Source organism: Candidatus Peregrinibacteria bacterium (assembly GCA_030700255.1).
GTDB lineage: Bacteria > Patescibacteriota > Gracilibacteria > UBA1369 > JABINC01 > JABINC01.
In genome coordinates this window covers 1-14,970 of sequence record JAUYJN010000015.1, presented here as the reverse complement: position 1 = coordinate 14,970, position 14,970 = coordinate 1, and the positions used below count along the sequence as shown (strand labels likewise).

16 protein-coding genes and 1 tRNA gene are annotated in these 14,970 nt (G+C 38.9%); 12 read left to right on the top strand and 5 right to left on the bottom strand.

The window, feature by feature from the left end:
- Positions 1–65: 65 nt before the first annotated feature.
- Positions 66–524, bottom strand: coding sequence for a DUF2203 domain-containing protein (locus Q8P68_01855; GenBank protein MDP4007913.1), 459 nt, complete (start codon positions 522–524; stop codon positions 66–68).
- Between the two features lie 92 nt (positions 525–616).
- Complete coding sequence (locus Q8P68_01850) at positions 617–2,857, bottom strand: lamin tail domain-containing protein (protein ID MDP4007912.1); 2,241 nt, start codon at positions 2,855–2,857, stop codon at positions 617–619.
- A gap of 199 nt (positions 2,858–3,056) precedes the next feature.
- Here Q8P68_01850 and Q8P68_01845 point away from each other — a divergent pair.
- The 3 genes from Q8P68_01845 to Q8P68_01835 all read left to right on the top strand — a co-directional run bounded on the left by Q8P68_01845 (position 3,057) and on the right by Q8P68_01835 (position 3,712).
- Positions 3,057–3,132: transfer RNA gene (locus Q8P68_01845), tRNA-His, on the top strand.
- A gap of 106 nt (positions 3,133–3,238) precedes the next feature.
- Positions 3,239–3,451, top strand: a complete 213-nt coding sequence (locus Q8P68_01840; protein MDP4007911.1) for a hypothetical protein — start codon at positions 3,239–3,241, stop codon at positions 3,449–3,451.
- A gap of 24 nt (positions 3,452–3,475) precedes the next feature.
- Complete coding sequence (locus Q8P68_01835) at positions 3,476–3,712, top strand: type II toxin-antitoxin system RelE/ParE family toxin (GenBank protein ID MDP4007910.1); 237 nt, start codon at positions 3,476–3,478, stop codon at positions 3,710–3,712.
- Between the two features lie 46 nt (positions 3,713–3,758).
- On the opposite strand, the gene Q8P68_01830 is transcribed toward Q8P68_01835, so the two are convergent.
- Positions 3,759–4,061: a hypothetical protein gene (locus tag Q8P68_01830; GenBank protein ID MDP4007909.1), complete on the bottom strand. Its 303-nt coding sequence runs from the start codon at positions 4,059–4,061 to the stop codon at positions 3,759–3,761.
- A gap of 226 nt (positions 4,062–4,287) precedes the next feature.
- Here Q8P68_01830 and asnS point away from each other — a divergent pair, with 226 nt between their 5' ends.
- The 3 genes from asnS (at position 4,288) to Q8P68_01815 (ending at position 7,405) form a co-directional block, all read left to right on the top strand.
- Entirely contained in the window at positions 4,288–5,583 is a 1,296-nt protein-coding gene (gene asnS, locus Q8P68_01825; protein MDP4007908.1) for an asparagine--tRNA ligase, read from the top strand.
- Between the two features lie 116 nt (positions 5,584–5,699).
- A complete protein-coding gene (locus Q8P68_01820) occupies positions 5,700–5,885 on the top strand; it encodes a hypothetical protein (protein ID MDP4007907.1) in 186 nt (61 codons plus the stop codon).
- Between the two features lie 128 nt (positions 5,886–6,013).
- Positions 6,014–7,405, top strand: coding sequence for a lipid II flippase MurJ (locus Q8P68_01815; GenBank protein MDP4007906.1), 1,392 nt, complete (start codon positions 6,014–6,016; stop codon positions 7,403–7,405).
- Here Q8P68_01815 and Q8P68_01810 read toward each other — a convergent pair.
- Positions 7,359–8,099: a C39 family peptidase gene (locus Q8P68_01810; protein MDP4007905.1), complete on the bottom strand. Its 741-nt coding sequence runs from the start codon at positions 8,097–8,099 to the stop codon at positions 7,359–7,361. The two genes, Q8P68_01815 and Q8P68_01810, sit on opposite strands and share 47 nt — an antisense overlap.
- A gap of 248 nt (positions 8,100–8,347) precedes the next feature.
- Between Q8P68_01810 and rny the strand changes: the two genes are divergently transcribed.
- From rny to Q8P68_01780, 6 genes are all read left to right on the top strand, one after another.
- Positions 8,348–9,874 carry a ribonuclease Y gene (gene rny, locus Q8P68_01805; GenBank protein ID MDP4007904.1) on the top strand — a complete coding sequence of 509 codons (1,527 nt, stop codon included), beginning with the start codon at positions 8,348–8,350 and terminating at the stop codon, positions 9,872–9,874.
- 77 nt (positions 9,875–9,951) lie between these two features.
- Complete coding sequence (locus tag Q8P68_01800; protein MDP4007903.1) at positions 9,952–10,311, top strand: hypothetical protein; 360 nt, start codon at positions 9,952–9,954, stop codon at positions 10,309–10,311.
- 69 nt (positions 10,312–10,380) lie between these two features.
- Positions 10,381–10,671: a co-chaperone GroES gene (locus Q8P68_01795; protein ID MDP4007902.1), complete on the top strand. Its 291-nt coding sequence runs from the start codon at positions 10,381–10,383 to the stop codon at positions 10,669–10,671.
- 29 nt (positions 10,672–10,700) lie between these two features.
- Positions 10,701–12,356 (top strand): chaperonin GroEL, encoded by a 1,656-nt coding sequence (gene groL, locus Q8P68_01790; protein MDP4007901.1) that lies wholly within the window; start codon positions 10,701–10,703, stop codon positions 12,354–12,356.
- A gap of 24 nt (positions 12,357–12,380) precedes the next feature.
- Positions 12,381–13,313, top strand: a complete 933-nt coding sequence (locus tag Q8P68_01785) for a DUF5671 domain-containing protein (protein ID MDP4007900.1) — start codon at positions 12,381–12,383, stop codon at positions 13,311–13,313.
- Between the two features lie 102 nt (positions 13,314–13,415).
- A complete protein-coding gene (locus tag Q8P68_01780; protein ID MDP4007899.1) occupies positions 13,416–14,471 on the top strand; it encodes a hypothetical protein in 1,056 nt (351 codons plus the stop codon).
- On the opposite strand, the gene Q8P68_01775 is transcribed toward Q8P68_01780, so the two are convergent.
- Complete coding sequence (locus tag Q8P68_01775) at positions 14,468–14,770, bottom strand: hypothetical protein (GenBank protein ID MDP4007898.1); 303 nt, start codon at positions 14,768–14,770, stop codon at positions 14,468–14,470. The two genes, Q8P68_01780 and Q8P68_01775, sit on opposite strands and share 4 nt — an antisense overlap.
- Positions 14,771–14,970 lie beyond the last annotated feature (200 nt).

Below are 14,970 nucleotides of genomic sequence, written 5' to 3'. Positions count from 1 at the left end.
TTTTTATTTATTTTACGCATAACAAAAGATACTTGAGCTATGGTTTTATTGCAATATCTAAACTCTTACTTAATTTCAGCATTAGTCTTTGTTTGGTTTTCTTTTTCAACGATTCCCCTTAAGTCATTGCTTATATCTTTCCTGTTTGAAAATCCTTCGAATATTTCATGCCAACACGATATATTCTTCTCTCCCCTCCTCCAGCATAGATATATTATTCTTGTGTCAATTTTTGCAGGGAAGTCAACCAGGCCTTTCTCAAAACCTTTGAATTCCGCCCCTATTTCTTGGAGTTCTTCTATATTATTTTCAATCTCTTCAAGTAGGTCATCAAGCCTGTCTTGTTTTTCGTTTAGAATATTTTCGCTTTCCAGATGATTTAGTATTATTGCATCACAATCTTCTTTGAGTTTTTTTACCTCTACCCATTTTGTTTGGATATCTTCAACGATTGGTGTTACTAATGCTAATGACTTGTTCGCCTGTGATATTGAGAAAAATTTCATATTTGTGATGTTGTTCATATTATAACATGTTTATTTGCTTAATGTTACGTAATATTTGGTTTGCTTCGCATCCTTATTTGGCAAAGCAAGTTGTCACGCTTCGCCTGTTGTTACGTTTTTTTAAGTGTATTTCTTCTTTTTAGGAATGCATATATTCCTATGATCGTAAGAGTTATTATTATTTTAATTAGTTCGAATGATCCTGGTGAATTGACCACCTTCGTCTGTGCTGTTTTTTGTTTTATTAGTGAATAGTCCTTGATTTCATTGTTATCGTCGTATGTTAGCTCAACTATGTTCCCCGGACTCAATGCAATCTCGCTGAGTTCATTGTCGTCTTTTAGTTTTAGGGATTTTGCCTGGATCAAAATTAAGTCAGCATTTTTCTCCTCTACCTCACCTCGAAGTTTATAAAGTTTCTGATTTGCAGCCCCCTTAGTAATCATAGGTGTCCATATCCATTCGGTTTCAATTTTATCTTCATATATCATTGTAGTTTTCGCAAAACTTAGGTTTTCCTTCGCTTTTTCGTAGCTTATTTCGTCTTGGATTTCTTCTTCGAAATTAAAAAGCCTTACTGTGTCCAGCCTGTTATCGAGACTGATTTTGCTTTCGGTTCTTGGTATTATGAGATAGCCTTTTGCTTTGATAATTGTTTTATCGGAAAGAGTAAAAGGTTTGCTGCCGTTTTCATTATCATCGAGTCGCCAGTTACCGAGATTTATATCAGCATCCCCTGCATTGTATAGTTCAACCCATTCGTTTGGGGCGTCCTCGCCGAGTGGATTCGGTAGGATTTCGGATATATATATTTCAGAGCTCAAGTCGCCGGTTTTGTATTTACTTTCTTGATTTGTTTTTTCTGTGATTTCCAATTCTTCTGACATTATCTCATTTGCAAAACCCGGCGTCGGGAAAGTCGTCCAAAGCCATTCGTTTTTTACGCGAGCATAACTTTGAGCTTCGAATCCATCGATGAAAAATATTTTGTCGAGTAGGGCGCCATTTGGATCTAGTAGTTGAATTTCTTCATTTGAATTATTTAAATTTACCGAAGGATCGTATATAAGGTAGTAACTTTTTGGCAAAATTTCGATTTCTTTGAGTTTCATTGCTGCACTTCCTTGGTCTGTGTAGTCATCTAAAACATAGCCTTTGGTGTTTACTAAGAATTCGTTTGGATTGTAAATCTCTACCCATTCTTGTCCATTATCACGGCCAGCCGGATTTGGAAAAATTTCATTTAATAATAAGGTAGGGTAGGTTGTTTGCTTCTCGACCTCTTCTTCAAGTTTGTCCGCGGGGGCTTTTTCTACCGGATCGTTTTTGATTTCTTCTGATTGTTCTTTTTTTGCCGTTCCCCCTACCTCATCTTCCGGTAAAACTTTGATGGTTATGTTGGTTTCGTCAAAAATACCATCTTCATTTGTTACACGAAGAGTAATTATATAATTCCCTACCTCTTTGAAACTATGTGATGGAGGGTTTTTATTTTCATAAGTGTACTTGTCTCCGAAGTCCCAGTAATACGTGAGTTTTTGTTTGTTCGGGTCAGCCGAATTCCTTCCATCGAGATTGATTGTGACTTTTTTAGTCGCTTCCATTACGCCGGATTGTATTGTGATTATAGCTTTTGGCTTTAATGTTTTGATTCCTCGTACTTTGACATCCTCTGTGTTTTCAGTTTCTATTTCTACATTTTCAGTGGCGGGTCTTTCAGATACAATCTCTTCTTCTTTGAGATCCACTTCTTCTGTTGCAGGTATTTCTTCCAAGATTTCCGTTTCATTGAAAACGAGTTCAGACATCAGGTTTTCTTTGCCCAAAGTTGAGAGTGAATTTATCCAATTGTTTGCGGAATAATCATTTTTGGAATTATCTATTCGTTGTAGTGAGTTTTCAGTGTTTGGGATGTATGTGAAAAGTTCTATGAACTGACTGTTGTTATTTTTGAGTCCGATTTCTTCGCCATTTTGGTTAAGCGTTGCCCATGTTGAATCAAATATTGTGTTTTCGAGGAGCGGATATTTAGTTTTAAGCTTTGATGCCTTGTTTGCGATTATTGCGATTTCATTTGCTCGTAGGTCGAAGCTCCCTTGAAACAATGTGAGCCCATGGTTTGTATTGTTCTCAAAAAACTTCCAGCCTTCGAGATTTATCATTTGGTCGCTTGTATTTTGTATTTCTATCCATTCTAAATTTGAAGGCTCCGTCGCCATGATTTCAGTTATTACGATATTATTTTGAATAACATTATCTTCAGCCATAGTTTTTTTGATTGGGGACGTCATCTCTTTGATTGTGTAAGCCAACAGAAGGCTTGCTATTATAAGGAGGAGTAATTTTTTCATGGTGGTGATATAAAAAAGTAGGCTTCGAATGTAACAGGCGAAGTTAAAATTTCTTTAAAAAACAAAGGGATTTTTTTTTAGAATTAGTTTAAGAATTTTTTAACTCTAATAATCTCTAAAATTTTTATGAGATTGCTATTGCTGTTGCCCCTGAAATCGCCTAAAATACCTCCGCATTTGAGAAAGAATGCACATTGTGGTGGTCGTAGCTCAGTTGGTAGAGCGCTAGGTTGTGGTCCTGGATGCCGTGGGTTCGAGCCCCATCGACCACCCCATTTGGTATTAGTTCCTAATTAACTAGGAACTAGGATTTTTTTTTGTTGCACTTGCATTTTCCATGCTTTTTCCATATAATTAGCATGTATTTTTAATTGAAAAACTATGAGTTTGCTTCAAATCAATATAGATGATGATCTTAAAAAGGCTATAAAAGGTCGTGCAAAAAAGTACGGAGTGCCGGTGAGCTCTGTGGTGAAAATCGTTTTGGTTAAGGCGTTTTTGGATGAAGATGACAAGCCTGGAAATGTTTTTAATGCTGATCGTGATAACGCCGGGAAGGGAATTAATATTGATGATGTGATGTCGATGTTGTAGGATTACCCTCCTATAACTATTACTATGGTAGACAAAGTGCGGAAATTCTTTGATTCTCTTGATGAGAAAATGAAGAAAAGAATTCATGATAAGCTTACTGAAATTAAGGCTCATCCTTTTAAGGCATCTGGTGTTAAGAAATTGCAAGGCTGGGGTGAGAATGTATATCGCGTAAGAATTGGGAAAATTCGAGTTATTTATAAGGTTTTAGAAAATGATATTGAAATAGTGGATATCAATTTCCGTGGAAATATTTATTGATTCGAATAACGTCCAAGATGCCACCCCAGACAATTCATATTGTTATTTATCTTTTGAAGCATCGTACGTAATGTTTTTCGCTTTTCGGTTTTGTCGATGCACCTACCGTCCCATGGCTTTCAAAATTAACTACGTATGCTTCATTATCATCTATCATGGATTCGCCTGACGCCCAGTATCCTCCTTCCGGATTTTGAAGATATGTGCTACCTATTATATTTAGTAATAGTGCGTTTTGTTCTTGCAGTTGCATTCCGTTTTCAGTGCAAAACGCCAATGCTTCATCGTAAGTCATTATAGGAATATCTCCTGTATTCCATATAAGTCCGTCAACCTTTATTGTATCCATATTATTATTAGAATTATTTGTATTTGATGAATAGCCACACCCGTTTAAAATCAAGGTTATCATTATCGTTGACGTGATTATGTATTTGTTTAATTTCATTTTATATAGATTATTATTTTTCGTTTATCTTAATATAAGCATTCAAAAAAGAAAAGCCATTCCGAAATTATTTTGTATTTTAATTTGTCGTGCTACAATGCGCTTGATTAATTTTTAATATAATTATATGATTGTTAGAATATCTGATTTTGCAAATCATGTAGGAGAGGAGGTGACTATTCGTGGGTGGATGTACAATAAGAGGGGGAGCGGGAAGATTTATTTTTTGCAGTTGCGGGATGGGAGTGGGTTGACTCAAGGAGTGGCGGAAGAGGGCAGAGCTTCGGCTGAAGTCATGGAGAATGCTGAGAAACTTACAGCTGAATCATCATGCAAGGTTACCGGTAAAGTTGTAAAACATCCAAAGCATGATGATGTGTTTGAATTGCAAGTTACTGATATTGAGATTGTGCATATTACTGAAGATGAATACCCTATTTCAAAAAAAGAACATGGCCCGGATTTCTTGCTTGATAATAGACATCTTTGGCTCCGGTCGAGTAAGCAGTGGGCGATACAACGTGTGCGTGATTGCGTGATAACCGCTGTGTATGATTATTTTCATGGAGAAGGATTTGTAAAAATCGATACTCCTATATTTACGCCAAACGCATGTGAGGGTGCGACTACACTTTTTGAAATTGATTATTTCGATGAAGGCACTGTTTATCTTTCTCAGTCCGGGCAGCTGTATCTTGAAGCGGCGATTATGTCTGTTGGTCGTGGGTTTGATTTTGGTCCGGTGTTTCGGGCTGAAAAAAGTAAGACTCGAAAACATTTAATAGAGTTTTGGATGATGGATGCGGAAGCGGCGTTCGTTGAGCATGAAGAAAATATGAATATTCAAGAAGGTATGGTGAGGTTTATAGTTGAAAGGTGTATGGAGAGATGCGCGAAGGAGCTCGTAATTCTTGAACGTGATATCGAACCTATGAAAAAATTAAGTCAGCCATTTAAGAGACTTGAATACACTGACGCAATCAAAGAGCTCCAAGCTAAAGGATCTCAAATTAAATTTGGAGATGATTTGAGTACGGAGGATGAATCGTTACTTACAGATGACAGTGAGGTTCCGGTGTTTGTTCACAAGTGGCCAAAATCTATCAAACCTTTTTATATGAAAACTGATCCGGAAAATCCAGAGCTTGTACTCAATAATGATTTACTTGGTACTGAAGGTTCCGGAGAATTGATTGGAGGGTCGCAACGTGAAGATAGCTATGAGATTTTGAAGGCTGCGATTGAACATGAGGGATTGAAAGGTGAAGAGTATCAATGGTATTTGGATCTCCGGAAATATGGGTCGGTTCCGCATAGTGGATTTGGGCTTGGGCTTGAGAGAATGGTGAGGTATGTCACTGGTACTCAGCATATTCGAGAGACCATTCCATTCCCAAGATTGCTCAATCGCATGAAGCCATAAATTTACTCGAAATTTTTTTGCAAAAGTTAATAGTTTTTTCTTATTTTGGTATTGTATTTTTGAAAGAAAAATAAGACAATGTATCAAGTTTATTCTTATCCCCTAAATACACCTATATGGCTGTAAAGAAACCAGTTAAGAAAGCGGCTCCAAAGAAGGCTGCTGCTAAGAAACCTGCTGCTAAAAAAGTAGTAAAAAAGGTTGTCAAGAAAGCTGCTCCAAAAAAAGCAGTTAAGAAAGTAGTCAAGAAGGCTGCTAAGAAAGTCGTAAAGAAAAAGGCTGCACCTAAGAAAAAGAAATAGTTATTTCTTTTTTATTTTGTACCAAGGATTAAGATATGTAGATAAAATCCTCCACACTAATGTTTGGGGGATTTTTTTAGTTAAATAATTCTAGTGATAAATTTTCTTGTATCAGTATAATAACTTTAATGAATTCTTTCATAAATAAAATTTTTAGAAAAAGAGAAGAGGTAGGTGGGTTTAAAAACTTACTACTTCATACTGCGTTTGCGCTGACTTTGACTTCCGGGTTGAGTTATTTTTTGGGACTTGTGCGTGATCGTGCGTTTGCTCATACATTTGGGGCATCTGCCGCGCTTGATGTTTATAATGCGGCTTTCGTTGTTCCGGATTTTTTCTTGGCATTACTTGTGACCAGTGGACTCTCTGCCGCGTTCGTTCCGATATTTTCGGGACTCGATGAAAGTAAGAAAAAAGAAGCGGTTGTCTATACAAATCAAGTTCTTTCATATGGGCTTTTGTTGCTTGTATTTATTTTGATTATTTTTGCAATTTCACTTCCTTATATTACTGAGTATTTGGTGCCGGGATTTGATGAGGTCAAAACTGCTGAATATATAAAGGTTACGCGACTTATGCTTTTGTCCCCGATATTATTTACGATCAGTAATACTTTTGGAAATGTACTTATAAGTATAAAAGAATTTTTTTGGTTTGGACTTGCTCCTGTGATGTATAATTTGGGAATCGTTATGGGTGTTTATTTTATCGTTCCGCAATTTGGTATGATGGGTCTCGTGATTGGAACTATTATTGGTGCATTTTTGCATTTGGCGATTCGGCTACCTTTAGTTTTGAAATATGGATTTAGATTTAGATTTAATTTGAAATTTGATGGAAGGATGAAAGAGACTGCTGTTTTGATGATTCCAAAAATGTTTCAAATGGGAATGTGGCAAGTGTTACTTTGGTGGTTTGTGAATTTGGCGAGTAGGCTTCCTGAAGGGTCGGTGACGATTTATTCTTTTGCGAGAAATTTTCAAAGTGTACCGGTGAGCTTGATAGGAATAGCCATTGCACTATCGGCTTTTGCTCGGCTCTCACATATTGCTGCAAAAAAAGATTATAAAGAGTTTAAAAGTGTTGTGTGGAAGAAGGGGCTTTATATTTTGGGTGTTACCGCCGTTGCGGCGGTCGCGCTCGGAGTTGTGAGCAATTTTGTAATTGGAATGTTTCTCGGTGGTGGGAAGTTTGATGAAGCAGCGGTCTCCGCGACCGCCGCCCTCCTTATAATATATTGTATTTCGATTCCACTTGAGAGTCTTATGCATTTGCTCGCGCGCGCACACTATGCTCTGAAAAACACACTTCGTCCTTCCAGTATACATGTGTTCACTATATTGCTTACAATGTTTGCGAGTTATTTTTTACTTCCAAAAATCGGTCTGTTTGCAATTCCTACAGGTTTTGCAATCGGACTTGTCGTGCAGATCACACTGTTAGGTTTTTCGTTATATCAACTTCTCGAGGCAACTACATTCCTTTCAAGACTAAAATCCTTTTTGCACCTTCGTTCATAAGAGATGGATCTTTGAGTGAACCGTCCACCCAGTCATGAAGTGCATTCATCAGTACTTTTTCGTCGTATACGAAATTTTTACCACGACGTGTACCAACATCATTTGTTATAAACCGAAGTCCGTTTGGACCCTCTTCATATCCGCGAATTACAAGCATGTGATATATAGGTCCCTCTGCCGTGAAAAATGGATTGCCGAGCGCCCTTCCTGCAAATGGTGCAATGACCGGATAACCTTTTACTAAAAATCCTTTGATTTGATCGACAGTTGGATTGTCTATGACTTCAAAATTTGCAAATCCTAAATATTTTTCAGCTATTATTCCGAGTTCTTCGATTGTTATATCTTTGTGGATTCCGTAAGTGTCGATTTGCCACTGTACCATATCTCTGAGAGCTTGATCGAACTCTTCAACCGTCATCTCACGTAGATTAATATAATTGTATGCCAAAATCATACTAGCTTCCTCACAAGCTTCTTGGTAAGGCATGCCCCAGTCAGACTGTGGTGCTTGAGAGTAAAATTGTATATCGAGGTTAAATGATTCCGGTAATTTATCAGTTGCAATTGGGACTTCTGTTTCTTCGATTGGCTCATTGACCGGAATATTACTTTGAAAATCCGCATCACTTGGGGTGCAGCCAAGAACCATTATCAAAAGCGTATATATTATAAGGTGTCGGAGGATTTTCATTATATTATTGTTTATGGGCCAGTCATTCTCACATAGTCTTTACATTATTGTCAAACTTATATAATTTGTATATGTATATTATTTATGTGTTATCTTAAAGAAAGAAAGGGCAGACGAATTAAGAATTTTAGAGTGTTTTAAGCAGTTTCATTGATTTTCGCGCATTATTGTAGCGCACCTTCAAGTCAAAAACAGGAATTTACAGCGAACAAATCTTTTTCTTTTAAGGTAATCTAAACCTTATTATTATGGATGCAATTACTATTCTGCTTGCGCTTATAGGCGCGGTCATCGGTGCTGGCACAGGGTATATGGTCAAAGTTATTCGGGATTCTAAAATGAAAGAAGGGGCTGCTATTGAGTCTAAGAAAAAGCTTGCTGATGCTGAAAGCAAAGCGAAAGAGATTTTGTTTGAGGCAAAAGAAGAAGCTATGAAGCTTGAGGAGAGTATTAAGAAAGACGAGACAAAAAAAAGGTCGGAGCTCCGGGAATTGGAGCAGAAGCTTCTTCAAAAAGAGCAATCTCTGGATGACAAGATAGAGAACTCTGATAAGAAAAAAGAGGAGCTCGAAGAAAAGCTTGAAGAGGCAAAAAAAATACATGAAGAGGCTAAAGCGGTTTTTGATTCTCAGGCCATCGAGCTTGAGAAAATTGCTAGTCTTTCAAAGGAAGAGGCAAAGGGACTTCTACTCAAAAATGTTGAGTTAGAATACAAGGATGACATAGTTAAACATTACAGAAAAGTTTCATCTGAGGCGCGTGAAGAAGTTGAAGAAAAAGCTCGTACTATTCTCGCTGAGGCGATTCAAAAATTTGCAATGGATGTGACTGCTGAGACTACTGCAACAACTGTAAATATTCCATCTGATGACATGAAGGGTCGTATCATTGGTCGTGAAGGTCGTAATATCCAAACTTTTGAAAAGGCTACAGGAGTTGATGTGATTGTAGATGATACTCCGGGGGCGGTTGCGATTTCTTGTTTTGATTTACTTCGTCGTTATATAGCAAAAATCGCTCTTGAGCGACTAGTCGAAGATGGACGTATCCATCCGGCTCGTATTGAAGAAATTGTCGTAGCGGTTCAAAAAGAAGTGGATACCTTAATCAAAGAACTTGGTGAACGTGCTGTTTATGAGACTGGAGTTGCAGGTCTTCATCCAAATCTCGTTAAGCTTCTCGGTCGACTTAAATTTAGAACTATTCGTGGACAGAATGTGCTTAAACATTCGATCTCCGTCGCTCATTTGGCCGGTAATTTGGCGTCACAAATTGGTGCAGATCAAACTGTGTGTAAGAAGGCGGGAATCCTATATAATATAGGTAGAGCTGCTGATCATGAAGTATCCGGTACTTATCCAAAAATTGGTTCTGATATATTGAAGAAATTTAATGTTGATAAGAATGTTATTCATGCAGTTGAGTCAGGGGATTCGAAAGTAGAGGCAAGGACGGTTGAAGCTATGATCGTGCAAGCGGCTGACTTGATTTCACAATCTCGTCCCGGTGCCAACGAAGACAATCTAGAACAATTCATTCACAGAATGGAAGATCTCGAAGAGCTTACAAAGAGCTTTGATGGAGTGAGTGATGTATTTGCAATCCAAGCCGGTAAATCAATCCGCGTTATCGTAAATCCTGACAAAATTGATGACCTGGAAGCTATCAAGCTTTCTCACAGTATTGCTCGCAAGATCGAAAAAGATCTTATGTACCCGGGTGAGATAAAAATCCACGTACTTCGTGAAACTCGAACTGAGGATTTTGCACGCTAATGCCTATCCTTGTTTCTATTGACTATTTTTTCGTCTGATGTTTAATGCGGGTGAATTTATATTTCTAATTTAACTTTATGAGTGGAAGTACTACTGCCCATGATTTACGAGTTGCCCCTGATGTAACTTCAGAGCTTGACCCAGCCCTTAGAGGAATGGAAGACGTTAAAGGTTATGACATATCCGGCCCATCTGCGATTGGTTCTCAACTTGAAGAATTACGTTTATGGCTTGCTGGCATTGGAGTGGCTACCGGTGCTCATTTTGGTGTACGTCAAGTTGATGGGGAGCCTAGAATTGTACGTTTGAATGAAGGCAATGAGGTGCTTGGTATTCTTCCTAGCGATCAGCCTATCGCTCAGTCAACTACAGCACCTCAATTACAAGTTTTGGAGGGAGGAAGAGGGAGGGTAATCGCTCTTGACTTATATAGGTAGTTTAAATAGAATTGGCACTGCTCTTTTGAGAGTGCTAATTTATTTACAAATATAATTTAATCAAAAAAAATGAATATTCAACCATTAGGAGATCGTGTTGTTATCAAACCACTTGAAGCATCTGACACTACGTCTGCCGGGATTTATATTCCTCAAACAGGATCAAAAGAACGTCCACAAGAAGGAGAGATCGTTGCGGTAGGGCCCGGTCTTACTTTGGAAGATGGTTCAATTCGGCCAATGACTGTGAAGGTTGGGCAGAAAGTTCTTTTCGCTAAATACGGTCCAAATGAAGTAACTGTAGATGGTGTCGAAATGCTGATTGCAAATGAGGCGGATGTGTTGGCTGTGATCGGGTAATCAATAATTTAAAATTTAATTTTACAAAAATGGCAAAAGAAATTATGTACAGTGATGATGCACGGGTGAAGATGTTGCTCGGAGTTTCTAAACTTGCAGATGCAGTTCGTATCACTATGGGACCGAAAGGTCGGAATGTTATTCTCGAGAAAAAATACGGGTCTCCAACTATTACAAATGATGGAGTGACTATCGCAAATGAAATCGAATGGGAAGATAAATATGAAGAGATGGGGGCGAAGCTCGTGAAAGAAGTTGCGACAAAGACAAATGATGCAGCGGGAGACGGAACGACGACCGCGACTGTACTCGCTCACGCTTTGATTGCAGAAGGTATTCGAAATGTTGCAGCTGGCGCGAATCCTATGGTTATTCGCAGTGGGATCAATGATGCTGTTGAGAAGGTTGTAGAGGCTTTGTACGTTGCTAAGACTGATGTTGATCCAAATAACAAAGAGCAGGTCGCAGAGGTGGCTACAGTGTCCGCTCAAGATAGTGCAGTTGGTGAGATGATCGCAGAGGTGATCGCAAAGATCGGACCAAATGCACCAATCACTGTTGAGGAATCACAAACTATGGGAGTGACAAATGAAGTTGTAGAAGGAATGCAATTTGATAATGGATATTTATCTCCTTACATGGTGACTGATACAAACAAGATGGAAGCTGTTCATGAAGGAGCTCATATTTTGATCACTGACAAAAAGATTTCAAATATTCAATCAATCATCGAACTTCTAAATTCTCTTGCAGGACAAGGAATCAAGGATCTTGTGATTCTTTGTGAAGATATGGACGGAGACGCACTTGCAACTTTGGTTGTAAACAAGCTCCGCGGTTCTCTAAATGTACTTGTTGTAAAAGCTCCAGCATTCGGAGACAGAAGAAAAGAAATGTTAAAGGACATTGCAGCTCTAACCGGTGCAACTGTTATCTCAGAAGAACTTGGAAGGAAACTCGACAGCGCCGTAATAGAAGATCTTGGTCGTGCTGCTAAGGTTATTTCAGATAAAGACAAGACTGTTATCGTTGGAGGCAAAGGAAACCATGAAGCTATCGCTAATAGAGTGCGAGAAATCGAAGTTGCACTAGATCATGCAACTTCAAATTTTGACAAAGAAAAACTAGTTGAACGCAAAGCAAAACTTACAGGTGGAGTAGGTGTGATTCGAGTTGGTGCCGCATCTGAAGTTGAACTCAAAGAAAAGAAACACAGAATCGAAGATGCAGTAAATGCAACCAAGGCAGCTCTCATCGCAGGTATTGTTTCCGGTGGAGGTACAGCATTATTGCAAGCAGCAGTCGTACTCGACAATGTAACTGGCGACACTGATTACGTGACAGGGTTCCACATTGTTCGCAAAGCTCTCGAATCTCCGGTTTACCAAATCGCAATGAACGCGGGACAAAAGGGTGACGTAGTCGTAGATGCAGTTCGAAACTCTACAACAGGCACTGGTTATGACGCAATGAAAAACACATACGTTGACATGAAATCAGCCGGAATCGTCGACCCACTTATGGTTACAGAATCCGCTCTCCGCAACGCCGCATCTATCGCCTCAATCTTCCTAACAACCGAAGCTGCAATCGTTGAACTTCCAAAGAAAGAAGAAGCTTACGCCGGTGGCGGAATGCCAGGTATGGGAGGTATGGGGGGAATGGGAATGGGTGGGATGATGTAGCCGTATCAACTAATCCTCATATATATGTCAAGTTTAAGCATAACACCGAAAGACGTGTTTCTTCGTCTGTTTAATATTTTGGTTTTTTATATGCTTGTGACGAGCTTTATAACTTTGTGTATTCAGTATGTGAATGTGGGATTTCCAGATGCGTTGAATTACTATTTTGACAGTATTGCGGGAACGGTGCGTTTTGCTTCTGCGATGTTGATTATTGTGACTCCCGCTTATTTACTCAGTAGCTCCGCTTTAGAAAAGGATATGCGTAAAACACCTGCGAAACATAATCTTGGTCTTGTGAAATGGCTTGTGTATTTAACTCTTTTTGTTGCGGCGGTGACAATCGTTATTGATCTTATTACTTTTGTTTATAATTTTTTGAGTGGAGAACTTACCATTCAGTTTTTCTTGAAAATAATGATTGTATTGATTGTCGCAGTGGCCGTTTTCGCTTATTTCCTTTGGGATTTGCAACGTACAAATCTTAAATCTCATACTCCAAAAATATTGGCATGGTCATTGCTTGGAGTTGTTTTTTTGAGTGTGATTGCCGGATTTTTTATCATCGGTACTCCTTTTGAGCAACGTGCACGTAGGTTTGATTCTCAACGTCTTGAGAATTTGCAAATGTTGCAGGGTGAAATAGTAAATTTTTGGACACAAAAAGATATACTTCCGGAAGACTTAAGTGCGCTTCAAAATAGTATTTCAGGTTTCATCGCTCCGCAGGATCCGGAAACGAATGCGGACTATGAATATACGATCAAAACCCCACTTATTTTTGAACTTTGTGCTACTTTCATGACAGTGAGTGATGGTTCGGGGGCTCGGACGCAAAGGATGAGTTATCCATATGACATGTATCAACAAAATTGGGCTCACAAAGCTGAGCGAACTTGCTTTGAGCGCGTTATTGATCCAGAGCTGTATAGGCCAAAACCTATTCTTGAGCGTTAAAAATGTATAAGCATTGGCATGGAATGTGATGTTGTGTTGTAGTTTGTTGTTCTTCTCTACGTCCTTTGTTACAATGTTTGAGATTTATTAAATGTGCGCTAAGTGAACATATATCCATTTAGATTTTTGATTGGTAAGGAGAAGCGGGGTGCGGCGCTTAAGTTTATTGAGCAGTTGAAGACCGCGGAGACTTTCCGGCATGCGAGATTTGATGTATTTGTGCCGCGCGCCGGAACGTCAAAAGTGATAGTTTGCCTTGGGCAAAAACATACTGTGCATAGAGGGAAAATTACCAAATGGGGTGCGAAAAGTATTGCGAAGGTGCAGGGTCGGCTTTTTGATTATTATAGGTATTTTCATCATAAGTGGAATGTTGTGTCGTTTGGCGCCGAAGGCGCCATAGCAAATGGTAAGGGCAGTCGGTTCCGGTATCATGATGATTTTTTGGATAAAGTTTTACTCCCAAAAGAAATGCAAAGTATCAAGGCTGAAGATGAGGCTCTTGGGTCGGATACAGTTGGTAAGATTTTGAAAAGGTTGGCTGGAGAATGGTGTAGGAAGATGAAGATTTTTGGTCAAGATTTGCAATATGGAGAGCGAGAAATCGCTCCTTATGCCTCCGCTGTAAATGGGCTTCGGCTTTATACTTATGTTGCAGATGAGGTGACTTTTTATCCTATAGAAGGTGAGAGCGCTTACTCTCAAGTGAGTTCCGGAGTGAGGAAAAACCAGGAAGAAATGATGAAAATGGAAAAAGATATGAATTATAGGTCGGCACAGTCAAAAAAAGGCAAAGGTCTGACGAAAGAAGAATATGATGCAATGACCAAATACGGTGAGCTTGTTCGGGCTTTTAACAAAGCTATTAAGTCAAATTATCGTGAGAAAGCATCTCTCGCATTGGCACTTGAAAATCTACATGTCGTGGCAAGCGATGAGTCTTCAGATGAATTTGGTTTAACTGTATTTACCATGGGAATAGGGCACCGCATTAATTATAAATGGCTTGCCCCTCGTTTCCTCAAATCCCCAAACGTCGCTTTTGTACTCATAACGGTTCCAGAACTCTGGTGGTGGAAGCATGTTGTCGGGTTGGCATTTCAAATTCTATTATTGCTGGCTGTGGTGCTAGGAGGTGTGTGGTATTTCTATTATTAAATATTATTTCGTGGTTCGTCCACTCCGAAGTTTTGAGTGTAGTTTTTGTTGAAGCCGAGTTCTCTGACTCTTTTGTGGAAATCTTTGCTTCTTTTGTCTTGGATTGCATGTGAAATAGACATTCCGTTCAAAAGTTCTTCGAGTAGTTCAAATAAATCTTCATAAAGGTGAAAATTTACCAAGACCGTATGATTCCAAGATTTACTTACCATTACTGGTTTGCCGTCAATTGCCATTTTGTGGTATTTGGCGATGTCTTTCCTGAAATTACTGACGGACACTTGAGTGGGTATTTTCATGGTTGGGTTGGTTATGAATTTCGATGTTTTCAAAGTTTAGCATTCAAAGTTAAAAATTCTGGGATAAGGGAATTTTTTGCGGGCTGATGTTATGAATTTTCGAGTAAATAATGCATCATCTTTTGCTTCCTTTTTTTCGCCAATCCTCTGTGAACCCCCAGCTTGCCTTTCCAGTGTGCAAAGGAACCATCACAGCTGTT